The 24,799-nt window shown below is 70.8% G+C and carries 25 protein-coding genes and 2 pseudogenes; 14 read left to right on the top strand and 13 right to left on the bottom strand.

Annotation, left to right across the window (positions count from 1 at the left end; genetic code table 11):
• Positions 1–157 precede the first annotated feature (157 nt).
• Together QQK49_RS01800 and QQK49_RS22515 are read right to left on the bottom strand one after the other, a co-directional pair.
• Complete coding sequence (locus QQK49_RS01800) at positions 158–529, bottom strand: STAS domain-containing protein (protein ID WP_284302398.1); 372 nt, start codon at positions 527–529, stop codon at positions 158–160.
• A 210-nt stretch (positions 530–739) separates the two neighbouring features.
• The gene (locus QQK49_RS22515; RefSeq protein WP_348536274.1) at positions 740–865 is read right to left on the bottom strand and encodes a hypothetical protein; all 126 of its coding nucleotides are present in this window, start codon (positions 863–865) and stop codon (positions 740–742) included.
• Here QQK49_RS22515 and QQK49_RS22510 point away from each other — a divergent pair.
• The 4 genes and pseudogenes from QQK49_RS22510 to QQK49_RS01790 form a co-directional block, all read left to right on the top strand.
• Positions 840–1,136: pseudogene (locus tag QQK49_RS22510) on the top strand (DEAD/DEAH box helicase); the annotation flags it as partial. The gene QQK49_RS22515 and the pseudogene QQK49_RS22510 overlap by 26 nt on opposite strands.
• A 38-nt stretch (positions 1,137–1,174) precedes the next feature.
• A complete protein-coding gene (locus QQK49_RS22505; RefSeq protein WP_348536046.1) occupies positions 1,175–2,470 on the top strand; it encodes a DEAD/DEAH box helicase in 1,296 nt (431 codons plus the stop codon).
• A complete protein-coding gene (locus QQK49_RS22500; protein WP_348536045.1) occupies positions 2,467–2,913 on the top strand; it encodes a Zn-binding domain-containing protein in 447 nt (148 codons plus the stop codon). The genes QQK49_RS22505 and QQK49_RS22500 overlap by 4 nt, the downstream gene beginning before the upstream one ends.
• Positions 2,914–2,985: 72 nt before the next feature.
• On the top strand, positions 2,986–4,011 hold the full coding sequence (locus tag QQK49_RS01790; protein WP_284302397.1) for a MinD/ParA family ATP-binding protein: 1,026 nt from the start codon (positions 2,986–2,988) through the stop codon (positions 4,009–4,011).
• Here the strand turns inward: QQK49_RS01790 and QQK49_RS01785 are convergent.
• From QQK49_RS01785 to QQK49_RS01750, 8 genes are all read right to left on the bottom strand, one after another.
• Entirely contained in the window at positions 3,980–4,411 is a 432-nt protein-coding gene (locus QQK49_RS01785; RefSeq protein ID WP_284302395.1) for an Rv3654c family TadE-like protein, read from the bottom strand. The two genes, QQK49_RS01790 and QQK49_RS01785, sit on opposite strands and share 32 nt — an antisense overlap.
• A gap of 65 nt (positions 4,412–4,476) precedes the next feature.
• Positions 4,477–4,881 carry a TadE family type IV pilus minor pilin gene (locus tag QQK49_RS01780; RefSeq protein WP_284302394.1) on the bottom strand — a complete coding sequence of 135 codons (405 nt, stop codon included), beginning with the start codon at positions 4,879–4,881 and terminating at the stop codon, positions 4,477–4,479.
• 1 nt (position 4,882) lies between these two features.
• A complete protein-coding gene (locus QQK49_RS01775) occupies positions 4,883–5,110 on the bottom strand; it encodes a DUF4244 domain-containing protein (protein ID WP_284302393.1) in 228 nt (75 codons plus the stop codon).
• A gap of 150 nt (positions 5,111–5,260) precedes the next feature.
• A complete protein-coding gene (locus QQK49_RS01770; protein ID WP_284302392.1) occupies positions 5,261–5,809 on the bottom strand; it encodes a type II secretion system F family protein in 549 nt (182 codons plus the stop codon).
• Between the two features lie 7 nt (positions 5,810–5,816).
• Complete coding sequence (locus QQK49_RS01765; RefSeq protein WP_284305799.1) at positions 5,817–6,494, bottom strand: type II secretion system F family protein; 678 nt, start codon at positions 6,492–6,494, stop codon at positions 5,817–5,819.
• A 5-nt stretch (positions 6,495–6,499) separates the two neighbouring features.
• The gene (locus QQK49_RS01760) at positions 6,500–7,636 is read right to left on the bottom strand and encodes a TadA family conjugal transfer-associated ATPase (RefSeq protein ID WP_284302391.1); all 1,137 of its coding nucleotides are present in this window, start codon (positions 7,634–7,636) and stop codon (positions 6,500–6,502) included.
• Positions 7,633–8,343, bottom strand: coding sequence for a CpaE-like family protein (locus tag QQK49_RS01755; RefSeq protein WP_284302390.1), 711 nt, complete (start codon positions 8,341–8,343; stop codon positions 7,633–7,635). The genes QQK49_RS01760 and QQK49_RS01755 overlap by 4 nt, the downstream gene beginning before the upstream one ends.
• A gap of 818 nt (positions 8,344–9,161) precedes the next feature.
• Positions 9,162–10,016 (bottom strand): Fic family protein, encoded by an 855-nt coding sequence (locus QQK49_RS01750; RefSeq protein ID WP_284302389.1) that lies wholly within the window; start codon positions 10,014–10,016, stop codon positions 9,162–9,164.
• 177 nt (positions 10,017–10,193) lie between these two features.
• Between QQK49_RS01750 and QQK49_RS01745 the strand changes: the two genes are divergently transcribed.
• The 6 genes from QQK49_RS01745 to QQK49_RS01720 all read left to right on the top strand — a co-directional run bounded on the left by QQK49_RS01745 (position 10,194) and on the right by QQK49_RS01720 (position 16,293).
• Entirely contained in the window at positions 10,194–11,348 is a 1,155-nt protein-coding gene (locus QQK49_RS01745; protein WP_284305798.1) for a histidine kinase, read from the top strand.
• A gap of 97 nt (positions 11,349–11,445) precedes the next feature.
• Positions 11,446–12,228, top strand: a complete 783-nt coding sequence (locus QQK49_RS01740; RefSeq protein WP_284302388.1) for a LytR/AlgR family response regulator transcription factor — start codon at positions 11,446–11,448, stop codon at positions 12,226–12,228.
• Positions 12,225–12,611, top strand: coding sequence for a DUF485 domain-containing protein (locus QQK49_RS01735; RefSeq protein ID WP_284302387.1), 387 nt, complete (start codon positions 12,225–12,227; stop codon positions 12,609–12,611). Before QQK49_RS01740 ends, QQK49_RS01735 begins: the two co-directional genes overlap by 4 nt.
• Positions 12,608–14,110, top strand: coding sequence for a sodium/solute symporter (locus tag QQK49_RS01730; RefSeq protein ID WP_284302386.1), 1,503 nt, complete (start codon positions 12,608–12,610; stop codon positions 14,108–14,110). Before QQK49_RS01735 ends, QQK49_RS01730 begins: the two co-directional genes overlap by 4 nt.
• A 195-nt stretch (positions 14,111–14,305) precedes the next feature.
• Complete coding sequence (locus QQK49_RS01725) at positions 14,306–14,650, top strand: DUF485 domain-containing protein (protein WP_284302385.1); 345 nt, start codon at positions 14,306–14,308, stop codon at positions 14,648–14,650.
• A complete protein-coding gene (locus tag QQK49_RS01720) occupies positions 14,647–16,293 on the top strand; it encodes a solute symporter family protein (protein WP_284302384.1) in 1,647 nt (548 codons plus the stop codon). The genes QQK49_RS01725 and QQK49_RS01720 overlap by 4 nt, the downstream gene beginning before the upstream one ends.
• A 172-nt stretch (positions 16,294–16,465) precedes the next feature.
• On the opposite strand, the gene QQK49_RS01715 is transcribed toward QQK49_RS01720, so the two are convergent.
• Positions 16,466–17,953 (bottom strand): S8 family serine peptidase, encoded by a 1,488-nt coding sequence (locus QQK49_RS01715; protein WP_284302383.1) that lies wholly within the window; start codon positions 17,951–17,953, stop codon positions 16,466–16,468.
• A 257-nt stretch (positions 17,954–18,210) separates the two neighbouring features.
• Here QQK49_RS01715 and QQK49_RS01710 point away from each other — a divergent pair, with 257 nt between their 5' ends.
• On the top strand, positions 18,211–19,656 hold the full coding sequence (locus QQK49_RS01710; RefSeq protein ID WP_284302382.1) for a S8 family peptidase: 1,446 nt from the start codon (positions 18,211–18,213) through the stop codon (positions 19,654–19,656).
• 107 nt (positions 19,657–19,763) lie between these two features.
• Here QQK49_RS01710 and QQK49_RS01705 read toward each other — a convergent pair whose 3' ends face one another.
• Together QQK49_RS01705 and QQK49_RS01700 are read right to left on the bottom strand one after the other, a co-directional pair.
• Complete coding sequence (locus QQK49_RS01705) at positions 19,764–20,489, bottom strand: hypothetical protein (protein WP_284302381.1); 726 nt, start codon at positions 20,487–20,489, stop codon at positions 19,764–19,766.
• A complete protein-coding gene (locus QQK49_RS01700; protein WP_284302380.1) occupies positions 20,486–20,647 on the bottom strand; it encodes a hypothetical protein in 162 nt (53 codons plus the stop codon). Before QQK49_RS01700 ends, QQK49_RS01705 begins: the two co-directional genes overlap by 4 nt.
• 336 nt (positions 20,648–20,983) lie before the next feature.
• Here QQK49_RS01700 and acs point away from each other — a divergent pair.
• The 3 genes and pseudogenes from acs to sppA all read left to right on the top strand — a co-directional run bounded on the left by acs (position 20,984) and on the right by sppA (position 24,795).
• Positions 20,984–22,908, top strand: a pseudogene (gene acs / locus QQK49_RS01695) (acetate--CoA ligase).
• Between the two features lie 169 nt (positions 22,909–23,077).
• Positions 23,078–23,911 carry a S49 family peptidase gene (locus tag QQK49_RS01690; protein WP_284302379.1) on the top strand — a complete coding sequence of 278 codons (834 nt, stop codon included), beginning with the start codon at positions 23,078–23,080 and terminating at the stop codon, positions 23,909–23,911.
• Positions 23,908–24,795, top strand: coding sequence for a signal peptide peptidase SppA (gene sppA / locus QQK49_RS01685; RefSeq protein WP_284302378.1), 888 nt, complete (start codon positions 23,908–23,910; stop codon positions 24,793–24,795). Before QQK49_RS01690 ends, sppA begins: the two co-directional genes overlap by 4 nt.
• The last annotated feature ends 4 nt before the right edge of the window (positions 24,796–24,799 follow it).

Below are 24,799 nucleotides of genomic sequence, written 5' to 3'. Positions count from 1 at the left end.
CGTCCGGCATGGCACTGGTCTCGGCCACGTCATCGAAGTTACTGGTCGCTACCCACCGGGAGCAACCAAACCCACCATTCAAGATGGTCAATTCGAGGGGAACAAAGTGAATGCCCCCGGTCGTTCATCGCGGGTTCACCGTGTCACTGCGCAAGGATCACTCCGCCCCGTCTGCAGCGGCCTTCACCCCGCCGTCCTCGATGGCCGATTCGGGGCTGTCGTAGATGGAGAAGACCTGATCCAGGCCCGTGATGGAGAACACGCGCAGGACACGTGGTTCATGACACACGAGGCGGATGTCGCCGCCGCGGGGTCGCACCGCCCGTTGGGCACCCACGAGGACGCCGAGGCCGGAGGAGTCGAGGAACGGGACCCCGCGGAGGTCGATGATCAACGCGAGGCGGGAGTCGCGGAACAGCGACTCCAGGCTGCCGCGCAGCACGGGGGCCGAGATGAGGTCGATGTCTCCATTGGCCTCGACGACGGTGAAACGCCCCTGCTCGTGGCTCGACACTGACAGCTCGCTCATCTGCGCCTCCTTCCCGGCGGTTTTACTCTAGACTGCGCGATCCGGGGCCCGCAGTCGGGCTCCCGACAAGGGACGTACGGTGGCGGCAATGTCCCCCTTCGGTCCCCTCGCCGTCCTCGCCGGGCTCCCGCCGTCCACGCCGCGACTCGCGGCGGTCCGGACCCTGCCGGCGCGCCCGCCGACGACCCGCGACTGGCCGGAGTGGGCAGGTCAGGAGGTGCGTCGGGCGTTCGAGCTGGGCGGGATCACCACGTTGTACGACCACCAGGTGGAGGCCGCCGAGGCGCTCCACGCCGGGCGACACAGCGTCATCGCCACGGGGACTGCGTCGGGCAAGAGCCTCGCCTACCTACTGCCCGCCCTCACCGCCGTGAGCCTCGGCCGACCTCGCCCGGCGACCATGCTGTACCTGTCGCCGACGAAGGCCCTGGCCGCCGACCAGCTCGCGCACGTCGAGGCACTGGAGATCCCCGGTGTGCGAGCCGCCGTCTACGACGGGGACACCCCGGCCGACGAACGCGCGTGGATCCGTCGTCACGCGAACGTCGTCTTCACGAACCCGGACATGCTGCACCACTCGATCCTGCCGGGGCATGGTCGATTCGCCGCGTTCCTGCGGGATCTGGCCTACGTGGTGGTCGACGAATGCCACGCCTACCGGGGGTCTTCGGGACCCACGTGGGTGCCGTACTGCGCCGTCTGCGCCGGGTCGCCGCGCACCATCGGGCGGCGCCGACGTTCGCCTTCGCCTCGGCCACGGTCGCCCGGCCCGCCGAGCACGCGTCGGCACTCCTGGGTCTGGACGTCGAGGCGTTCACCGTGGACGGGTCGCCCGCGGCAGAGCGGACACTCGCGCTCCTCGACCCGGCGCCCGAGGACGGCACCTCGCGCCGGTCCACCCTCACCCACGCGGGTGAGTTGCTGGGCGAACTCGTCTGCCGTGACGTCCGGACCGTCGCGTTCGGCCGCTCCCGGGCTGGCTCGGAGGTCGTCGCCGACATCGCCCGGCAGGTGGTGGCGGAGAGGTCGGCGGGTGAGGTGCCACCGAGTGCGGTCGCGGCCTACCGCGGCGGATATCTCCCCGAGGATCGGCGGGCCCTCGAACGCGATCTGCGTGAGGGTGCGCTGCGCGGGGTCGCCGCCACCAGTGCCCTCGAGCTCGGCATCGACGTGAGCGGCCTGGATGCGGTGATCCTCGCGGGGTGGCCCGGGACCACCGCGGCCTGGTGGCAGCGCGCGGGCCGAGCCGGGCGGTCGGGGCGGCGCAGCCTCGTGCTGTTCGTCGCCGACGAGGACCCGCTGGACACCTACCTCGTCACGCACCCCGACGCGTTGTTCGACCGCCCTCTGGAGGCGTGCGTCGTCTCGCCGGACAACCCGCACATCCTCGGCCCGCACCTGCTCGCCGCCGCCTACGAGCTGCCGCTGCGACCGGAGGAGACGATCTTCGGCCCGGCGGCGCCGGCGCTGCTCGCCCGGCTCACCGACGTCGGGCTCCTGCGTCGTCGGCCGACGGGGTGGTTCTGGACACGGGACGAACGTCCCACCGACGACCTGCCCATCCGAGGGGTGGGGCCGCAGGTCCGCGTCGTCGAGAACTCCACCGGGCGCGTCATCGGCACCGTGGACGCCGCCCGCGCGGAGGCCTCCGTCCACACCGGCGCCGTCCACCTGCACCAGGGGCGGACCTACGTGGTGCGGGAGCTCGATCTCGACGACGGCACCGCGCACGTGGTGGCGGGCGACCCCGGGTGGATCACGACGGCCCGTTCGCAGAGTTCGTTCGTCGTCCTCGACACCTCCGACCGGCGTGACCTGGGCGGCGTCGCCGCGCACACCGGCCGGGTGTCTGTGCGCTCGCGCGTCACGTCGTTCCTGCGGCGGCTCCCCTCGGGGAGGTCCTCGGCGAGCACCCGCTCGACTTTCCGGAACGGGCCATGACGACCAGCGCCGTGTGGTGGACGATCACGCCCGACGCGCTCGCCGGGGCGGGGATCGACGACGCCACGCTGCCGGGGGCGTTGCACGCCACCGAGCACGCGGCGATCGGTCTGATGCCGCTGCTCGTGGCCGCCGACCGATGGGACATCGGGGGCGTCTCGACCGCGTGCCATCCCGACACCGGCCTGCCGACGATCATGATCTACGACGGGCATCCGGGCGGGGCGGGATTCGCCGCCGAGGGGTATGAGCGCGCGCACGAATGGCTGCGGCGGACCAAGGACGCGGTGGCCGGGTGCCGCTGCTCGTCGGGGTGCCCCTCCTGCGTGCACTCGCCCAAGTGCGGCAACGGCAACGAACCGTTGGACAAGGCCGCCGCGATCACCCTTCTCGACCTTCTGGTGGACGCGGAAACCTCTGTCGGCGCTGGGCGTTCGGTATGACGATGTTTGACACGAGCTGAAATCTGGACCAATGTCCTGATACCCCTGTCTTTCGACCCCCAGGACGACTCCGTGGATTCCGTTCATCGCCCCGACGGTGGCCTTCGTACCGAGGCCATCGCGGCTCCCCCGGACGACGGCGCGTCCGTCCCGCAGGATCCTTCGCCACAGCTCCCGCAGATCGATCGGCCGCAGTGGACGGCGCCCATGGTGCGGCCGCGCGAGCGTCGCCCCCGTGCCGGCTGGCGGGCCTCCGCCTACTCGGTGACCGGTGGCCGGTGGAACCCCGGACTGTCCGCCAAGGAGCGCCGGGAGCGTGACCGTGAGGCGCGGATCGCGACCCAGTTGCGCGGCCGGCACGTCACGGCGTTCTTCTGCCTCAAGGGCGGCATCAGCAAGACCTCGACGACGGCCGCGACCTCGATCGCGTTGTCCGACCTGCGTCCCGACCCGGTGTTCGCCATCGACGCCAACCCCGACGCCGGTGACCTCGCCGAGCGTCTCATCGGCGAGAAGCTGTCGGGCATCACCAGCCTCGCCCACGACGTGGACAAGGTGACGAGTCTCGACGAGTTGTCCCGGTACACCGCGACGAGCGGCCGGCTCACCGTCCTGCCCGGCGAACCCAACCCGACGCTCGGAAACTCCCTGAGCTCGCGCGATTTCGAGAACATCATGCACGTCGTGCAGCGGTACTACTCGTTCGTGCAGATCGACTGCGGCACCGGTGTGACGCACCCGCTCATGGCGGGCATCCTGCGGTTCGCCGACACGGTCGTCATCCCGGCGGCGTGGTCGATCACCGGCGCCAAGCGCGCGGCGGAGTCGATCGAGTGGTTGGAGGACAACGGCTTCGAGGACCTGGCGCGCAGCTCGGTCGTCGTGCTCACCGCCAAGGACATCGTGAGCAAGTCGGTGGACAAGGAGGCCGTCACCCAGCACCTGTGGAAGGCGGGCGACCTCATCGTCGTGCCGGCCGACCCGCACGTCGCGGACGGGTCTCTGCTCGAGTGGGACCAGCTGCGTCCGGCGACGCGGGAGGCCTACCTCGACATCGCCTCGGCCATCACGGGCCGGTTCGGTCGTCACCACCGCTGAGTTCCTCTCCGGTCTCGGGGCCGGCGCGGGCCCGTGCCTGGGCCTCCCCGAATCGGGCGGCGGCCCCGGCCGGGAGTACGCCGACCAGTACGTCCACGTACGCCCCGTCGGGTCGGCACTCGTGCACCGTCGCCCGGTGCAGGCGTGCCACCCGGCGCGCCTCGTCGCACGAGGGCGCTGAGCCACGGGCCGCGGCCAGGGCCGAGAGATCGGCGGCGGCGCGCGCCTGATGTGAGGCGATGACTGCCGACGTCAGCAGCAACGCCGCCACCAGCACGATCACCAGGGCACCGATCGACCCCGCGGCCAGCACCGTCGCGTGGCCCGCTTCGGGGTCCCGCAGGGTCACGGTCGTGCGGGGACCACCACCGCGGGCGCCGGCTCCACCCTGGGAGATCACGGCTCGATGAGGTCGTCGTCGAGGTGAGCGCCCGCTTCGGAAGATCCGCGGCGAACGATCTGCGCTCATGTGCGCCCCCAGCCCGCCCCGGCCCCTTCGACGGGGGAGATCGCGCGGGCGACCGGTGCGGGCAGGTCTCCGATCACGGGCAGATCCAGGGGCGTGGGTGCGGTGACGGTGGTGACGACATCGCCGCCGTCGCGCGAGACGGTGACCGTCGATCCTCGCGGCGCCGCGCGTTCGGCCACCGCCCGCACGTCGGCCTCGGTGTCTCCCCGCGCCGCGGCCCGTGCCCCGGCGCGGGCGGCGTCGATGCACCTGACCTGGTCGATGCCGATCCGGACGGAGGTCAACGCGAGCGCGAGGACGAGGACGATCGCCGGGAGGACGGCGGCGGTCTCGGCCGTGACCATGCCCGCCTCACGCGCAGACCGGATCTCGCCCACCGTCACCCGCACCCGCGACGTCACGTCAGCTCCCGATGGCGAGCGCGGAGGTGACGAGCTTGGTCAGGGCCGCGCTGACCGTGCCGGACTTGACCACGGCGATGAGAACGGCCGCGAACGTACACGCGGCCAGGGTCCCGACGGCGTACTCGGCGGTCGACATCCCGGATTCCCCGGCGGCGGTGAGCTCGCGCCACCGCTGCCGGAGTCGAGGGGCCAGGGCTCGGGATCGGGTGATGAGGGACAGGGACATGAGGGCCGTCCTTTCGGGTCGGGATGTGGATGCGGCGTGTCCGCGCTGCCAGCCTCACCTCCGCGGGAGGCCGCCGGCCGGCGTCACCCGCGGTATGGGGACGAACGCGCAGCCTCTCCGGCGGTGTGGACGACGGGCTGCTGTGGGAGGTCATCCCGCGAGGACCGATCCGGCGAGCGCGCCGACGACGGGCACGACCGTGGTGAGGACGAAGGCAGGCAGGAACGTCAGGCCCAGGGGTACGACGAGGCGCACGCCCAGGCGTTCGACCGCCACGTCGAGCCGGTGACCCTCGGAACGTCGGATGTCCTCGGCAGCAGCGGTGAGGGTGGTCGAGGGTGGGACACCGGCCGCCTCCGCGAGGACGAGGGCACGCGCGAGCGGCTGCCACGCCGGATCGACGAGTCCCCACGCCTGGTCGTCCGGCAGACCCCAGTCGCGCGCGGCGACGACCATGGCCAGGTCCTGCCCGAGGCGTCCGCCCACCCGCTCGGCGACGACCGACATCGACGCCGTGACCCCGCGCCCGGACGCCAACGACAGGGCGAGCAGTTCGGCGACGTCGGCGATCTCGACCACTGGGGTCGCGTCGTCGACCCGGCGGCCGACCACGCGTCCGATTCGACGGTGAAGGGCACCCTTCCCGCCGCTCGCGAGCAGCACGGCGAGCGTGACCAGAATCCCGACGAGCCCCGTCATGCGGTGCTCACGCCAGGACGGGGCCGCGAGCGACGTCGCGGACCGATCGATCCACCCACGCTCGTCCGAGGAGGACGAGGACGCCACCGGCTGCCAGGCACGCCCAGGCCGTGGGTGAGGTCAGGTACGCCTCGACGGGATCGACACCGACGGCGACCGCCAGCAGCGGGCCACCCAGTGGCAGGGCCATGAGGATCCGGATGGTCGATCGTGCTCCCGCCGAGGCGGTCACCACACGCCGACGATGGGCGAGCCGCGCCCGCACACCACGAGCGGCGCACTCCACGGCGTCGGCCAACGGGCAACCGGTGCGCAAGGACAACTGCCAGGCGCGCGCGAACAACGCCGACTCCGGGTGGTTCCGCGCGTGGCGCTCCACCACCACGTCGACCGACCGGCCGTGTGCGACGGCCTCACCCACGGCGTCGACGAACGTGCTCCCGCCGACGACGTCGCAGGCCAACCGCACCGCCTCCTCCGGAGTGCGTCCGGCACGCAGGCTGGGCGCGACGACGTCGAGGAACGCCAACAGCCCCTCGACCTCACCCGTGGTCTGCGCGGCAGCCCTCCGCCCGGAGTGACGATCCACCGGCGCAGCCGCCCGCGGCGCCGCCCGGGCCCACAGCCGGGGCGTCCGGGACGGCACGAGCAGCACCGCCAGGGCCACGAGGACTCCCAACAGCATCCCGGTCACGCGTCGTCTCCGGTGATCCCGAGATCGACGAGCATTCCGTGGCCGCTCTCGCGCCGATACCCCTGCCCCTCCCGCCGCAGGGCGGGAATCACCCGCAGACGCCGGCTGTCGCCGTCGATCACCCCGATGGAGTCGACGACGCGCGCACTCCCCTGCCGTCGCATGTGGATGACGAGGCGCAAGGCGCTGACGAGTTGGCTCCGCGTGGCCGACGGGCTCATGCCGGCCAGAGCGCCGAGGGCCTCGATCCGGGCGACGACATCGGCCGGGGCGTTGGCGTGGACGGTCCCACACCCTCCCTCGTGCCCGGTGTTGAGCGCGGTGAGCATGTCGCGGACCTCGGCGCCGCGCACCTCGCCCACCGCCACCCGATCCGGACGCATGCGCAGGCTCTGACGCACCAGCGCCGCGAGGTCGACCGCGCCCCGCCCTTCGACGTTGGCGGGTCTGGCCTGCAGCGCGACCAGGTGCGGGTGGCGCACGAGCAGTTCGCGGACGTCCTCCACCACCACGATGCGTTCGGTGTGGGGCACCTCGGCCAACAACGCCGCGAGCAGGGTGGTCTTGCCGCTCCCGGTGCCGCCGGTGACGAGGAAGGCGCAGCGCCGAGCGACGACGGCCCGCAGGATCCGCGTCATGTCGCTCGTGCAGGCGCCCCAGAGTTCGAGCTCGGCCAGGGTCGGCGCGTCACGGCGTGGGATGCGCAGGCTGATGTGCGGTCCGCCGTCGACCAGGGGCGGCAGGACGGCGTGGAGGCGGATGCCACCGGTCAACTGCCCGTCGACGTACGGGCTGGCATCGTCGAGCCTGCGCCCCGCCGACCCTGCGAGCCGCACCGCGAGTCGCCGCAGGTCGCTCTCGTCGCCGATGTCGCAGTCCACGTGTTCGAGCCCGTCACCGCGGTCGACCCACACCCCGGCGGTGCCGTTGACCAGGACGTCGGTCACGCGCTCGTCGGTGAGCAACTCCTGCAGCGGTCCTGCGCCGAGCAGCGCGCCCTCGATGTGCCCGACCTTGCGGACGGCACCCGTTGCTCCGAGGACGGCGGCCTCCTGCCCCACCGCGTGGGCGACACGCGAGGAGGTCGGTGCCCGGCCGTGGCGGATGTGATCCCAGACGGCCGCGGTCGTCATGCCGCCCTCCGCAGGGGGCGGAGGTTGCCGAGCATGGCATCGACGGCCTTGGCCAGGCGCCCTCGACCCGGGGGTGGGCGCCCCTCACGCAGCGCCGTGGGTACCCGGGCATCGGTGGGCACCGCGCCGAGGAGCGGGATGTCGAACCGGCGGGTGATGGCGTCCGGGAGGTCGGCGGTCTCCCGATCGGTGCGGCAGGCCAGCCAGAGTCCGTCGTGGACGAGGTCGAGGTGGGCCAGGGACGCGGCGGCGGCCGCGAGGGCGGGAATCGTGTAGCCGGTCACGGCGATCACCTCGTCACTGAGGTCGGCGACCTCCGCCTCCCACACCTCCCCGGCCCGCGGCGCGTCGATGAGCACGATGTCGCTCACCCGCCCCAGCGCACCGACCAGGCAGGTCAGCGCCTCCGGGGAGGGGATGAGGGGTTCGTCCCGGTCGAAGGACAGCACGCCGCATCGTCCGGCCAGGGGCAGCCGCCCGAAGACCTCCGCCCCCTCGACCGGGCCGGCCGCGTCGGCGAGATCACGCCACCGCAGACCCGGTTCCTCGTCGGCACCGAGGACGACGTCGAGGCCGCCGCCGAAGGGGCGTGCGTCGACCGCGACGACCGCCGCGCCGAGATGGGAGGCACGCGAGGCCAGTGCGGCGGTGAGCACAGAGGCACCGACGCCTCCGGCGGTGCCGACGACGGAGATCACACGAGTCATGGGGGCAGCCTGGCCGTGGTCGACGATGTCCGGAGCGAGCCCGCGCTCGGGCTGTGGATACCGACGACGTGAGGGCCGGGTGTGGACGGGTGGACCGGGCCGGCACGCCGCCGCGGACGACCGACCGGTGGCCGCTGAGCACGCCTGTCCCCCAGCGGAATCCGCAAGAAGAATGGGGGCGGCCCCCGCTGGGGGGACAACGGGGGCCGCCAAACGCGCCAAGCCCCGGGGGGAGGAGCTGGTGCGCCGCGCTCAACCCGAAGGGAGCGCTGAATCCATTGTGCTAGTTGGACGTCCGATTGGCAATTCCGGAGGCGGAGATTCTCGGTGCGATTTTGGCGATCTGCCCCCGGTCGGCGCCGCCTGCCCCGAAGTGGCGTCGCACACGAAGATGGCACCCCTGGAACGGGGTGCCATCTCCAGGTGACCGGACCGGGTGATCAAGCGTGCGGTCGTAGCCGTCCGGGTGGGGCAAGCCCACCACGGACCGGTCCATCAGTGGACTGCCTGCGTGTGGGTGCCCGGCCGTTCACCTGGGTGTCTTCCGGAGGATCACTCCTCGTTCCGACATGTTCAGGATCACCCCGTTCCGATACATCCGCAAGGCCTTGTCGATGGTGTCTTCGGCCATAGGCGGATACGCTCATGGTGGAGACGTTCGGGCCACCCGCGCATCGTTGCGCTGCTGTTCACGGCACGTGCGAGGCATGCCCCCGGGCCCACGCCGCCGCAGTTCGCACCTGCCTCGAACACCGCCCGCACGGTTCTCACCCCGCGGGCACCCGGGGCTCTGTGCCCCGTCCTCGCGGCCCGACCTCCTACGCGTCCAACCGCCCGGCCCTGACCGCCGAGGCGATGCGCTCACCCTCTGCGGCACCGTCGGTCACGGCGGAAGCCACGTGCCGCACCCACAGTTCGACCCCCTCGCGGGTGCCGCCCGCGTACGCCGCCAGCGCGCCGAGGTACGGCGACCCGGCCCGGCGCAGATGACCCGCCTCCGGGACGCTGACTCCGGTGGGGTCCACGCCGCCGGCGTGCACCAGCGCCCGCTCGACCGCACGTGCGACCAGGCCGTTGCCACGAGAGAACGGCCGGACGATAGCGATCTCGGCGTGGACGAGCGCGGCGACGACGAGCACGGGCGTCCCCGGTGCGGCCGAGGTCTCGAGCAGCGAGACGATGCCGTGCAGCCTGTCCGTCAGCCCTGTCGGCGGTGCTCCGAGGTCGGCGAACTCCGCACACGGCGAGCCCTCCTCGCGAGGCCGCCCCAGCTGGGCGTGCCCCTCGCCGGTGAGCAGCGGTTCGGCGGCGGCGGTGTGCAGGCGGGCGAGTGCCTGGCGGGGCGAACTGCGCAGGATGCGACCCACGTGCTCGGCTTCGGCGGTCGCCTGGATCGCTCCGCGCAGCACGGCGAGGGTGGGGTCGGGGTCCGAGGGCCACTCCGTCGCGCCGATGAGCAGGCCGCGCACCACGGAGTCCTCCGAGCGCGCACCGTCGACCTCCGCCGACGCCCGCGCACCCCGGACCCGGGATTCCGCGGCGGCCTCGGGCGCCCGGCGCCGCAACCCCTCGTTCCACCGCAACCGGGTGCACGCCTCACGCGCCTCCGACAGCGCCGCATCCACCGCCGGCCAGGCGGCGATCGTCCGTATCGCGTCCGCGGCATCACTCACCCGGTCAGGGTAGGACCTGCACGCAGACCGGGCGCGCCTCGGTCCGAACACGGGCTCCGGCAGCGGCCGGGTAACCTCCGCCGGTCGTAGAGTGCGGACGTGACGACGCACCTGCTCCCGACGGTCGTCCCGCTGATCGACCAGGCGGGCACCGAAGGCCGGGCGTGGACCGTCGTCATCGTGCTCGTGGCCGCGGCCGCCCTGCTGCTGGTCATCGTCGCCACCGTCCTGCGGGTGCGCAGCCGCATCGCCTCACCCGAGGGCACCGCGACCTACCGCACCCTGCACGCCGCCTCCACCGCGGCGAGACATCTGCGTGACGGGCTCACCCCGGAGGCGGCCGAGCGGGCCGCGCGCGACCTGCGTCCCCTGCTCGGGGTGGAGGCGGTGGCGATGGGGGACGCCGGCGGTGTGCTGGCCTGGGAGGGGTCGGCCGAGCACCACCGCGGCGCGTTCGCCGAGCACGTGCCCACCGTGCTCGCCGGGGGACGCACGGTGCGCCTCGACGACCGCAAGGTGTCGTGCGACGACCCCGACTGCCTGATCCGCGCGGCGATCCTCGCGCCCGTGGTCAGCGACAACAGGGTGGTGGCGGTCCTCGCCTCCTACCACCGGGGCTCCACCAGCGACCTCGTGCACGCCACCGAGGCCGTGGCCGACTGGATCGCCACCCAGATCGACATCGCCGAGCTCGGTCGCGAGCGCGGCCGGGTCATGGAGGCCGAGCTGCGCGCACTCCGGGCCCAGATCAGCCCCCACTTCATCTACAACTCCCTCGCGGCCATCGCCTCGTTCGTCCGCACCGATCCCGAACGGGCGCGCGACCTCATCCTCGAGTTCGCCGACTTCACGCGCTACAGCTTCCGCAGCACCGGTCCGCTGGTGCCCTTGGCCGACGAACTCGTCAACATCGAGCGCTATCTCGCCCTTGAGGAGGCGCGGTTCGGTGACCGGATGAGCGTGAGCCTGCGGGTGGCGCCCGAGGTGCTCGGCGTGCGTGTGCCCTCCTTCGCCATCCAGCCGTTGGTGGAGAACGCGGTCCAGCACGGGATCGAGGCGGCCACGGGCGTCGGATCGATCCTCATCGAGGCCTACGACCTCGGCACGGAGGCGGAGATCGCCATCGAGGACGACGGTGCCGGCGCCGAACCCGAGCGGATCCGGGCGGTGCTGGCCGGCGACGAGGGCGGCGACCACATCGGCATGGCCAACGTGGACGCCCGCCTGCGCCAGACCTTCGGCGACGAGTACGGCCTGGTCGTCGAGACCGCCGTGGGCGCCGGCACGCGGGTGAGCTTTCGCGTGCCCAAGTACCACCCCGGCGTGGAGTGAGGTCCTGACGCACCGGCCACGGCGGTGACCGGCGAGATGAGCCTCGAACCGCGCGTACAGCGCCGCTCACACCGCCTCACGACGTAATCTTTCCGACATGGCACCAGAGCCCTCCGGATCAGCGCCGTCCGGCCTGCATGCCCTCGTCATCGACGACGAGGCACCGACCCGGGCCGAGATGGCGTGGCTGCTCGAGCAGGACGATCGGATCAGCGAGGTGCGCACGGCGTCCAACGGCGCCGACGCCCTGCGGGCGCTGGATCAGGCCCCGGCCGACGTGCTCTTCTGCGACATCCGCATGCCCGGGCTGGACGGCATGGAACTGGCGCGGGTGCTGGCCCGGTTCGCCGTCCGCCCCCAGATCGTGTTCGTCACCGCCTACGAGCAGCACGCCGTGGACGCCTTCGACGTCTCGGCCACCGACTACGTCGTCAAACCGGTGCGGGCCACGCGCCTGGCCGAGGCCGTGGGTCGGGTCGTGGCCAAGGCGACACCCGGCGGCGGGTCCGCGAGCCCGGCGCCGCCGGCGGTCCCCGACGAGACGATCCCCGTCGAGCTCGGCGGTGTCACGTCGTTCGTGCAGCGCTCCGACGTGCTCTACGTCCAGGCCCAGGGCGACTACGCCCGCCTGCACACCTCAGACGGCTCCCACCTGCTCCGGGTCTCCCTCACCCTGCTCGAGGAGCGCTGGGCCGAGGCCGGATTCGCCCGCATCCACCGCAGCACGCTCGTCGCCCTGCCCGCCATCACCCAGGTGCGCACCGAGGCCGGCCGCAGCGTCGTCGTCGTGGGCGACGGCATCGAGCTGCAGGTGAGCAGGCGCCACACCCGCGATCTGCGCGACCGCCTCATCCGTCTGCCTCGGCGAGGAACCTCGTGACCTCACCCGGCCGCGGGGGTAGTCCGCGCCGCGTCAGGGTCACCTCGCCGCGCAGCGCCGCGCACCAGGTGGGTCGGCGGTCGCGCTACCGCGATCTGGACGAGGAGACCTTGCTCGGCGAGGTCTACGTCGACTCCATCCTGCAGGCGCAGCGCCGGCTCGCCGGGTCGCTCATCATCGGCATCGTGCTCCTCGTGGTGGGGTTGCCGATGGTCCTGCTCTTCGTGCCCGAGGCGCTCGACCTCGGGCCGTTCACGGTGCCGGCGTCCTGGGTCGGACTCGGGGTCCTCGTCTACCCCATCGCCCTGCTGGTCACGACCTGGTACGTCCGGGCGGCCGAGCGGGTGGAGCGCGAGTTCGCCGAACTCATGGATCTTCCGTGACGTCGGTGCCGATCGTCGTCGCGATCACGCTCACCTGTCTGGCGACGGTCGTCGGCGGGATCCACGGCGTCCGACTCTCGCGCACCACCTCCGACTTCTACGTCGCCGGCAGGCAGGTGACCCCCTGGCGCAACGCGTCGGCCATCGGCGGTGAATACCTCTCGGCCGCCTCGTTCCTCGGGATCGCGGGACTGGTCTACGCCTCGGGTGTGGCCATGTTGTGGTTTCCGGTGGGCTACACGCTCGGGTACGTCATCCTCGCCGCCGTCGTGGCCGCTCCCCTGCGGCGCTCGGGCGCGTACACCCTGCCCGACTTCGCCCAACTCCGCCTCGAGAGCCGCAAACTGCGCCTGCTCACCTCGGTCCTCGTCGTGCTCGTGGGCTGGCTCTACCTCATCCCCCAACTCCAGGGCGCCGACATCGCGGTGGCCACCCTCACGGGAGCCCCGGGATGGGCGGGCAGCGCCCTCGTCGTGGTCGTGGTGACGATCAACGTCGTCGCCGGAGGCATGCGCTCGGTCACCGACCTGCAGGCGGTGCAGTACTGGGTCAAGTTCGTGGCCATCTCGGTCCCCGCGGTCATCATGGTCACCATCTGGGCGTCCTCCGACCTCGGCGTGCCGACGATGCCCGAGCTGCCCATGCAGACCGCGGCGACCGAGGCCTACACCACGTACTCCCTGCTGCTGGCGCTCTGCCTCGGCACGATGGGACTCCCGCACGTGGCGGTTCGCTTCTACACCAACCGCGACGGGCTCGCCGCACGCCGCACGACGATCCCGGTCATCGGGCTGCTCGGCCTCTTCTACCTGTTCCCGCCGATCTACGCCGTCCTCGGCCGCGCCTACCTGCCCACGCTGCCGCCCGGTGCCCAGGCCGACCAGATCGTCCTCCTGCTGCCCACGGTGATCGCGCCCGGCGCCCTCGGGCAGGCGCTCGTCGTGGTCCTGTCCGTGGGGGCCTTCGCGGCGTTCCTGTCCACGGCCTCGGGACTCGCGATCGCCGTCACGGGCGTGGTCGACCAGGACCTGGTCAAACCGTGGCTGCGGCGCGTGACCGGCGACGACGTCGACGGGATCTTCAGCTTTCGGGTGTCGGCCGTCTTCGCGATGGTCGTCCCGCTGATGCTCACGGTCGTCGTCGGACCCACCGGCCTCGCCACCACCGTCGGACTCGCGTTCGCGGTGTCCGCCTCGACCCTGTGCCCGATGCTCGCGCTCGGGGTGTGGTGGCGCGGATTGACCGCCCGCGGTGCGGCCCTCGGCATGGTCGTCGGCGCGACGGGCTCGCTCGCCTCGGCCGGGGTGACGCTGTCGCACATCGACCTCCCCGAGCCGTACGCGCTGCTGCTGTCCCAGCCCGCGGCGTGGACCGTGCCGCTGGCCTTCGTCACCGCGATGCTCGCCTCGCTGGCCACACAGGACCGCATCCCGCGCAACGTGCTCCGCACCATGACGCGCCTGCACCTGCCCGAGAACCTCTCTTCGCGAACCGGCTGAAACGCCCCACCGTTCGGCGCGGGGCGGCAACCGTTCGGCGCCACGATCCGCGCCGGTGACCGCAGGCACGATGCCGCCGACCTCAGAGCCCGAAGTGCCTGCTCGCCCACCGGTACCCGGAGCGCCAGAGTGGGTCCGCGGCGGGCCGGTGCCCGCTCATCACGGCCATCAGCGAAACGACAGGAGGTGTGCCTCGTGGATCCAGACGCGACGAACCCGAACGCGACGAACTCATCTTTGTACCGAGAGGTGCAGCAGAGCGACGAATTCAAGGATCTTCGGAAGAGATTTCGGGGATTCGTCTTCCCGTGCACGATCTTCTTCCTGACCTGGTACTTCGCGTACGTCATCCTCGCGGCGTACTTTCCGGAGTTCATGAGCACGCGGGTGTTCGGCCTGGTCAACATCGGGCTGATCTTCGGGCTGCTCCAGTTCGTCACCACGTTCGGCATCACCATCGCCTACGTCCGCTGGGCCGACAAGGTGTTCGACCCCCGCGCCGATGCCATCCGTGAGCGCTTCATGGGAGACCAGCGATGAACCTGATCACCGCCGCCGCGGCACCCACCGTCGGCAATCCCCTCATCAACATCGGGATCTTCGTCCTCTTCGTCGTCGTCACCCTGACGGTCGTCATCAAGGTCGCCGCCGGTAAGAAGACCGCCGCCGAGTACTACACGGGCGGCGCGGCGTTCTCGGGCAAGCAGAACGGTGTCGCCATCGCCGGTGACTATCTGTCGGCCGCGTCGTTCCTCGGTATCGCGGGCGCCATCGCCCTGCAGGGATACGACGGCTTCCTCTACTCGATCGGATTCCTCGTCGCCTGGCTGGTGGCGCTGCTGCTCGTCGCCGAACTCATGCGCAACACCGGCCGATTCACGATGGCCGACGTGCTCTCCTTCCGCCTGCGTCAACGGCCGGTGCGGATGGCGGCCGCCACGAGTTCGCTCGCGGTCTCCTTCTTCTACCTGCTGGCCCAGATGGCCGGTGCGGGCGGCCTGGTCTCGCTACTGCTCGGCGTGAGCAGCCTGTGGGCCCAGTACCTCGTCATCGCCGTCGTCGGCGTCGTCATGATCGGCTACGTCATGATCGGCGGGATGAAGGGCACCACCTGGGTGCAGATCATCAAGGCGGTCCTGCTCATCGCCGCCGCACTCATCATGAGCATCTGGGTACTCGCCCTGTTCGGGCTGTCGATCAACGGCCTCTTCCAGGCGGCGATCGACAACTCCCCCAAGGTCGGGGAGAAGCTCGTGGACCCCGGTCTGAAGTACGGCCTCTCCGACCTCACCAAGATCGACTTCATCTCGCTGTCGATGGCGCTCGTGCTCGGTACGGCGGGTCTGCCGCACGTGCTCATCCGCTTCTACACCGTCCCGACCAGCAAGCAGGCCCGCAAGTCGGTCGAGTGGGCCATCTGGCTCATCGGCGCCTTCTACCTGTTCACGCTCGTCATCGGCTACGGCGCCGCGGCCCTCGTCGGCCCCGACAGGATCAAGGCGGCCGCCGGTGGCGCGAACTCGGCGGCACCACTGCTCGCGTTCGAACTCGGCGGATCGGTGTTCCTCGGCATCGTCTCGGGCATCGCGTTCGCTACGATCCTCGCGGTCGTCGCCGGCCTGACGATCACCACCAGCGCGACGTTCGCCCACGACATCTACAACCAGGTCATCAAGCACGGACAGGCCACGCAGGAGCAAGAGGTCAAGGTCGCCCGTTATGCGGCTCTCGGCGGCGGTGTCATCGCCATCGTCGGCGGCATCCTCGCCTACGGCCAGAACATCGCGTTCCTCGTGGCCCTCGCCTTCGCCGTCGCGGCGAGCGCGAACCTGCCGACGATCCTCTACTCGCTGTTCTGGAAGCGGTTCAACACCCGCGGCGCGTTGTGGAGCATCTACGGCGGACTGATCTCGGCGCTGGGACTCATCATCTTCAGCCCGGTCGTCTCGGGTAAGCCGGCCGATCCGATCACCGGGCTCAGCTCCTCGATGATCACCAACCCGGCGATCGACTTCCACCTCTTCCCGCTCGAGAACCCGGGCATCATCTCGATCCCGCTGGCGTTCTTCCTCGGCTGGCTCGGCTCGGTGACGAGCAAGGAGTACAACGAGGCCAAGTACGCCGAGATGGAGGTCCGCTCCCTCACCGGGGCCGGCGCCTCCGGCAAGATCGTCGACCACTGACGCTCGCGCCACACAGCACACGAGAACGGCCGCGGAGGGCACCAGCCCGCCGCGGCCGTTCTTCATGCGCGGCCACAACCACCTGAACCCGGAGGGTGACGTTCAAACCGGAGTCCATCGGCTCCGGTCTCAGGCGCCGCCTTCCGGGTTCAGGTGGGTGGGTGTACCGCTGTTACTTCTGGACGGCCTTGAGGGCGTCGACGATGCCCTCGCCGTAGAAGCCGTTGTACTGCGCCGTGCCGGTGCACCGGGCGTCACCGGCGGGGCAGGGCTTGTTCGTCGCCTGCGACTTCAACAACGAGACCAACTGGGCCGGCGACGCGTTCGGGTGCGTGCCCTTGAGCAGCGCGAGGACGCCCGCGACGTGCGGGGACGCCATCGAGGTGCCCGAGGCGCGGCCCCAACGGTTACCCGTCACGGTCGACAGGATGCTGCGGCCGGGCGCCGCGACGTCGATGACCCCGTCGCCGAAGTTGGAGAACGAGGCGAGGTTGCCGTCCTGCTGGACCGCGGAGACCGTCACCACGCCCGGCAGCTCCGTCGGGAGGTCCTTGCAGGTCTTGTTGATCTGACGCTGGATCGGGGTGGAGTCGTTGGGGCTCGAGTCGTTCGTCGTCTTGTTCGCCAGGTCATAGGCCGAGTTGCCCGCGGCCGCCGCGCTGACGACGCCCCGCTTATCGGCGAACGCGTAGGCACGACGCAGGGCCTCCATGACCGGCGCCTGGTCACGCTGGTCGCCGCACCAGAACTCGAACGGGTCGACGTAGTAGCTGTGGTTGGCCACCGGGATCTGCTTCTGCGCGGTCCACATGATCCCGCAGATCGCGTACTCCGGATAGATGAAGCCGTCGTCGTTGACGACCTTGACGCTCGCCAGCTTGACCGCGGGTGCGACACCCACCATGCCGACGTCGTTGCGGGCCGCGGCCACGGTGCCCGCGACGTGCGTGCCGTGGTAGCTCGTCGTGGCCTGCCATCCGGTGGCGGAGGTGTCGGTGACGCCGCCGCCGGTGCAGTTGACCGACAGGCTCGGCACGATGTTCTGGGCCAGGTCCGGGTGGTTGGCCTCGATGCCGGAGTCGACGATCGCGACCGTGACCTTGCGGTCGCCGTCGGTGATCTTGTGGGCCTGGTCGGCCTTGATCATCGCGTTGTTCCACTGCTCGGGCTCGAACGGGTCGAGCGTGCCGGCGGCCGGCGACGCGTCCCCGGTGTAGGCGCCCTCGAAGTCGGCGAGCTTGCGGTGACCGGGCGGGAGGGCGCGGCCGGCGTCGCTGCCCGGGGCCTCGGAGACGGGAACCGTGCGGGTCGGGCCGGCGGACTCGATACCGCTCTTGCGGTCGGCGCGCAGCGTCTCCAGGAACCGGCTCTTGGTCGACTGGACGACGATGACGCCGATCTCGGGCCACCGCTGGACGACCGTGCCGCCTGCGGCCTTGACGGCGCGTTCGGCCTTGAGCATCTGGCCGTGGTTGACCTTGCCGACGTTGACGACGTAGCTCATCGTCTGCCCCTCGGGGTAGACGATCGGGACAGGGGTGGAGGCCTGCGGGGCGGCAGGTGCTGCAGGCACGGCCTGCGCGGTGAGCGCGGGCACGAGGAGCGTTCCCACCGCGGTGAGGGTCAGACCGAGGCGGGTGATGCGCGTGGATGAAGACACGGGGACTCCTGGTATTCGGGGTCGGACACCGTCGTCCGATCGCCTCAGTAGACACTCCCCGAGGCCCCCGCTCAAGGATTCAGGCTCGGGGTTTCCCCAGGTTGTGGGCAGCAGATGTTCAACCCGCGAGCTGCGCTGTTGAAGCGGTGCGGGCACCCGGCGCCGCGGACGAGACACCAGGGGTGTCGGTGCCACCCCCTACCCTGGGAATCGGTCGCGAAAAACCGACGTGGCCGACTCGACACCGAGGAGTTCCCGTGTCCCGCCGCCGAGGAGCCGCACTGACGGTCGTCTGTGCGTCCTTGCTCGTCCCCAGCCTCGCCCTCGCCCCCGCGCCTCCCGCCGAGGCCGGCCCGACGCGGGTGGATGCGGCCTCCTGGTCTGGTGGCAGCACCGAACCCCGGTCCACCGCGATGGCCCAGACCCCTCGCGCCGGCACCACCGCCAGCTACGTCGTCAACCTCCGCACCCCCTCCCGCGCCGATCGTCTGGCCGGTCACAAGGCGGTCGGCAAGGCCGGCGGCCGCGTCGTCGCGGCGTGGCCCGAGATCGGGGTGCTCGTGGTGCAGTCGCGCGACACCCGATTCCTCGCCAAGGTCAAGGGCGCCGCCCGCGTCGCCTCCGCCGGGGCCACCCGCAGCGTGCCGGTCAAGCGCACGCCCCCGCCAAGGCGCACGGCCCCCGCGAACGGTGTCCGCGTCGCCCGCGAGCGCACGCAGTGGAACACGTCGATGGTCGGCGCCGACCGGGCGCACCGGGTCACCCGGGGCTCTCGCGCGGTCACGGTGGCGGTCGTCGACTCCGGCATCGACGTCAATCACCCCGAACTCAAGGGCGCGATCGACCCCAAGGCGTCGATGGGGTGCGCGAACGGTGGACGGCCCGAGCGGGCACAGTCGGCCTGGCGCGCCACCACCAACCCGCACGGCACGCACGTCGCGGGCATCGTCGCCGCCGCGCGCAACGGGGCCGGCGTCACCGGCGTCGCGCCTGGTGTGCGGCTCGCCTCGATCAAGGTCCTCGACGAGGACGGCATGATCTATCCCGAGTACGCGATCTGCGGCGCCATGTCCGCGGCCCGCGCCGGGGTGAAGGTGGCCAACCACAGCTACTTCGTCGACCCCTTCGTCTTCTGGTGCGACGACCAGCCGGGCCAGGCGGCGGTCAAGGAGTCGCTGCGCCGGGCGTTCGCGTGGTCGGCGCGCAAGGGCGTGGTCAACGTCGCCGCTGCGGGTAACTCCGGCATCGACCTCACGCGCAAGAGCGTCGACAGCGAGAGCCCCACCGACGCCTCCACGCGGATGCGCCGCATCAACAGCGGCTGCCACGACCTGCCGACCGAGATCCCCGGAGTCGTCACGGTCTCGGCCCTCGACCGGTCGAAGCGCCTGGCGCCCTACTCCAACGACGGCCTCGGCGTCGTCGACGTGACCGCCCCCGGCGACGAGGTGCTGTCCACCGTTCCCGGCGGGCGGTACGCCGTCGAGTCCGGCACCTCGATGGCCGCGCCGCACGTCGCCGGCGTCCTCGCCCTGCTGGCCACCCGGCACCCCCAGGCGTCGCCGTCCCGGCTCTCGGCGATGTTGCAGAAACAGGCACGTCCGCTGCCCTGCCCCCGGGGCGATAACGGATGCCGCACCAAGAAGGGGCTCAACAGCAACTACGGCCACGGCCTCGTCGACGCCTCGGCCGCGGTGCGCTGAGCAGATGTCGAGGCCGTCGCACTCCGGCATCCAAGCAGATATCGAGGCCGTCGCACTCCGGCATCCAGGAGACTGCGAGCCTGGCCATCCGAGGATGCTCGGCCGAATCAGAAGGCGGCGAGCCGGTCCTCCCTGTCTTGGACCGGCCCCGTCGCGGGTGGGTTCACAACGTAGCCGAGCTCTTCGAGCACCCGCACGGCCTCACTCGGACAGTCACGGACGGCAGAACCCGTCTGGTGCCGCCGCCATTGGATGCGGTTGGTTCGAAGCACCTGAGGCCATGTCGTCGTCCCCGGTCTCACCCCGAATTCCTCCTCGATCATCTGGAGCACATCCTCGAGCGTGGGTCGGAAACGGTGGCCACCGGTGGGGAAGTGAATCCGTGACAGCCGCGCCGCCTCGAGTTCCGCGTCCGGAGCGGCTTGACGACGGGACACACCCGAAACGGCGGCCAGCGTCATCACACGGGTGAACTGATCTCGGTGAGCGTGCACGTGCACGTGCCCGGCCGGCAACCCCTTTCCCTGGTCGTGAACGTACTCGTATCGGAAGAGTGGGTCACCTTTCGGACGGCTGCCCGCATAGACCGCGACCTTGGAACTCAGCACCTTGAGATAGCGACCGGCGCCGTCGAGTTCGCACCGGTAGTTCACCTCCAGGGCCAGGGTCCCAACTTCGCCGACCGGGATCACAATGCCGTTGGTGTCGTCGGTGACGACGAAACGTGAGCCACTGCTCGTCGACTTGAACGGGACTGTACGACCGACGAAGGCCGAAACAGCATCTGAGATCCGACGGGCGAAGGCGTCGGATTCCGCTGCGAGCGAGGTCACGGTGTCTGGAGCCACCTGAGGTCTCGGATCCGTCGAAGGATCTGGTACCGATCAGCGTCGAGTGCGTCCGCGGCGGCTATGTCCTCGGCGAGGTCGACAGGCATGCCGAGTTCCGCTTCGAGCCTGCGAAGCTCCTCTTCCAGCTGTTCCGACGTCATGGACTCGGTCGTTGCAGATCCCATCGCGCACCTCCAGATAGATGGCAAATTCACTATGACAGACGCTACTGGTGGGCACTGACAACCCTTGCATGAGCGCCTCGGCCTACTCGTCATCAGCCCGCTGTTGACGAGAGTAGGCCGACAGAACCCGACGACGCGTCACGCCGCCCACCTGAACGATCTTGGTGAGAACCCTTGTGCTCCGCCGTTCGTCGCACGAGCGGCCCGCCGGGCGGTCGAGGGGCGGACGCCCCCTTGAGGTCGATACCGTCGCCGGGTTGAGTGACGTTACAAACAGGGCAGACAACGCACACCGACCCGTAGGAGGACCTCGTGACCGACGCGAGCTACGCACCGACTCAGGAGTTCACGGCCCAGGCAAACGGTACGGCCGACCTCTTCACCGCCGCCGAGACGGACTTCGAGGGGTTCTGGGCCGACCAGGCGCGTCGGTACGTCACGTGGAGCAAGGACTTCGACCAGACTCTCGACTGGAGTGGCGCCCCCTTCGCCAAGTGGTTCGTCGGCGGCGAACTCAACGTGGCCCACAACTGCGTCGATCGGCACGTGGAGGCCGGCAACGGCGACCGCGTCGCCATCCACTTCGAGGGCGCCGAGGGCGACACACAGACCATCACCTATGCCGACCTGCAGAAGAAGGTCTGCCAGGCCGCGAACGCCCTCACCGAACTGGGCGTGAGCACGGGTGACCGGGTGGCCATCTACCTGCCCATGATCCCCGAGGCGATCGTCGCGATGCTCGCCTGCGCCCGTCTGGGTGCCCCGCACTCGGTCGTGTTCGGCGGGTTCTCCTCCGACGCGATCAAGTCGCGCATCGCCGACGCCGAGGCCAAGGTCGTCATCACGGCCGACGGGCAGTACCGCAAGGGCAAGTCGGCCCCGCTCAAGGAGGCCGTCGACACGGCGGTCAGCGCCGAGGACTCCCCCATCGAGCACGTGCTCGTGGTCAAGCGCACCGGCGGCGACGTGCAATGGAACGACAAGGACGTCTGGTGGCACGAGGTCGTCGACCGGCAATCGGCCGAGCACGAGGCGCAGCCGATGGACAGCGAGCACCCGCTGTTCATCCTCTACACCTCGGGCACCACGGGTAAGCCGAAGGGCATCCTGCACACCTCCGGCGGCTACCTCACGCAGGTCGCGTACACCAACAGCGTCGTCCACGACGTGCACCCCGAAACCGACGTGTACTGGTGCACCGCCGACATCGGCTGGGTCACCGGGCACTCCTACCTCGTGTACGGGCCGCTGGCCAACGGCGCGACGCAGGTCGTCTACGAAGGCACTCCGGACTACCCCCACCAGGGCCGCTGGTGGGAGATCGTCGACAAGTACAAGGTGTCGGTGCTCTACACCGCGCCGACGGCGATCCGGGCCTGCATGAAGTGGGGGCCGAGATCCCGCAGAAGTACGACCTCTCCAGCATCCGGGTCCTCGGCAGCGTGGGCGAGCCCATCAACCCCGAGGCCTGGCGCTGGTACCGCGAGAACATCGGCAGCGGCTCGGCCCCCATCGTCGACACGTGGTGGCAGACCGAGACCGGCGCGATCATGATCTCGCCGCTGCCGGGTGTCACCGAGCTCGAGCCCGGCTCGGCGCAGCGTCCGATCCCCGGCATCAGCGCCGAGATCCTCGACGACGCGGGCGAGCCCGTCACCGAGGCCGACGCGGTGGGGTACCTCGTGCTCACCAAGCCGTGGCCGGCGATGCTGCGCGGCATCTGGGGCGACGACCAGCGCTACAAGGACACCTACTGGAGCCGGTTCGGCGAGAAGTACTACTTCGCCGGTGACGGCGCCAAGTACGACTCGGCGGGCAACATCTGGCTGCTGGGGCGCGTCGACGACGTCATGAACGTGTCGGGCCACCGTCTGTCGACCGCCGAGATCGAGTCGGCGCTGGTGTCGCACCCGACCGTGGCCGAGGCCGCCGTCGTGGGTGCGGCCGACGACATGACCGGTCAGGCCGTCGTGGCGTTCGTCATCCTGCGTGGCGACGCCCAGGGCGAGGACGACAAGATCGTCGCCGACCTCAAGTCGCACGTGTCCAAGGAGATCAGCCCGATCGCCAAGCCCAAGTCGATCATGGTGGTCAGCGAGCTGCCCAAGACGCGCTCGGGCAAGATCATGCGCCGTCTGCTCAAGGACCTCGCGGAGGGCCGTGAGGCCGGAGACGCGACGACCCTCACCGACTCCTCGGTCATGGACACGATCAAGAAGGGCATGACCAAGGGCTGATCGCCCTTCGCGGCGAGTCCCGCGCGGTCACGTCCGTGATCCCGCCTCCGACTCGTACAGTGGCCACGCCCCGCCGGACCCCTGCCGGCGGGGCGTTGTCGCGCCCGGGGCGCGGGGCCGATTCCGTCCGTCCAGCGGGTTGTCGGTGGGGCTCTGTAGCGTGAGCACCGTGAGCGCATTCAAGGACCTCCTCGACCGCCTCCCCTTCGACACCACGGCGCTGCGCAAGCTGCCCGTGCCCGGGATCTCCGGCGACTGCCTGCTCGAACTCGACCTCGCGAGGGGCGTCGGTGAGACGGCGCCGGCCTCCCCGATCGAGGCGATCCGCGAGCGGCACACCCCGACGCTGCACGCCATCGTCGAGGCCCTGCACGACGCGGCGACCGACCCCAAGATCCGCGGGCTCGCCGTCCACGCCTGCGCGCCCGCCCTCTCCCCGGCCCACGCCGAGGAGGTGCGCGCCGCCGTCGAGGCCTTCGCCGACGCCGACAAGCCGGTCATCGCCTGGGCCGAGACGTACGGCGAGCTGACCAACGGGGTCGCCGGGTACCTGGTGGCGACCGCCGCCGACGAGATCTGGCTGCAGCCCACCGGGTACCTGCAGTTCACCGGCGCGGCGGCCGAGGCCGTCTTCCTGCGCGAGGCGCTCGACAAGATGAGCGTGGAGCCGCAGTTCGACCGGCGTCACGAGTACAAGTCGGCCAGCGAGATGTTCACCGAGCGTGAGATCTCCGGCCCCTACCGCGAGGTGCTGCAGTCGCTCACCGGCTCCGCCGTCGAGACGTTCCTCGCCGGCATCGCCCGAGGTCGAGGCATGGAGGCCGACGACGTCCGACCCGTCGTCGACGAGGGTGTCCTCTCCCCGAGCGGGCGCGTGAGCTGCATCTCATCGACCGGGTCGGCTACCGCGACGAGGCCTACGCCTCGCTGCGCGAGCGTGCCGGAGCCGATGAGGACACCGAGCTGCGTTTCGTCGAACGGTACGACTCCGGGTTCGGCATGAGCTCGATGACCGGCCGGGGCCGGCCCGTGGTGGCGATCGTGCAGGCGGCCGGGCCGATCCACCTCGGGCGGTCGGGCGGGCCGTCGCCGCTGGCCGGGCGTTCCATCGGTTCGGACTCACTCTCGGCCGCTCTGCGGGGTGTCGCCGAGGACGACAAGGTCGAGACGGTCGTGCTGCGGGTCGACTCCCCTGGCGGGTCGGCCGTGGCCTCCGACGCCATCCACCGGGAGATCCTGCGGCTCAAGGAGAAGAAGCCGGTCGTGGCCTCGATGGGGTCGGTCGCCGGATCCGGCGGATACTTCATCTCCATGCCCTGCACCGAGATCGTCAGCAACGCCACCACGCTCACGGGTTCGATCGGTGTGCTCGCGGGCAAGCAGGTCACCCAGGGCGGACTCGACCGGCTCGGCATCCACCGCGCGTTGGTGAGCACCGGCCCCTTCGCCGGCATGCTCAGCTCCCAGCGCGGCTTCACCGAGCAGGAGTGGGACTTGCTCTCCCGCTTCCTCGACGACGTGTACGCCGACTTCACCCGCAAGGCCGCCGACGACCGCGGCATGTCGATCGACCAGCTCGAACCCCTCGCCCGCGGCCGTGTGTGGAGTGGTGCTCAGGCGGCCGACATCGGTCTCGTCGACCGGGTCGGCGGACTGTCCGACGCCGTGCTCCGCGCTTGCGCCCTCGCCGACATCGACCCCGACGAGGCCGACACCCGGATCAGTCCCAAGCTGGGCCCGCTCGACCGGTTCATGCCCGCCGAGAACAGCAACTCCCCCGTCGCCTCGCTGTTCGGTGAAGGCCATGCGCTCGTGGATCGTGCGATGGCCTCGCTCGGACTCGGGTCGACGGGCGTGCTCACCATGGCCCCGATCCGGTGGCGGTGAGCAG

Source organism: Mobilicoccus caccae (genome assembly GCF_030161635.1).
Lineage (GTDB): Bacteria > Actinomycetota > Actinomycetes > Actinomycetales > Dermatophilaceae > Mobilicoccus > Mobilicoccus caccae.
Note: the sequence above shows the minus strand (reverse complement) of the source record. Positions and strands in the feature narration are given on the sequence as shown.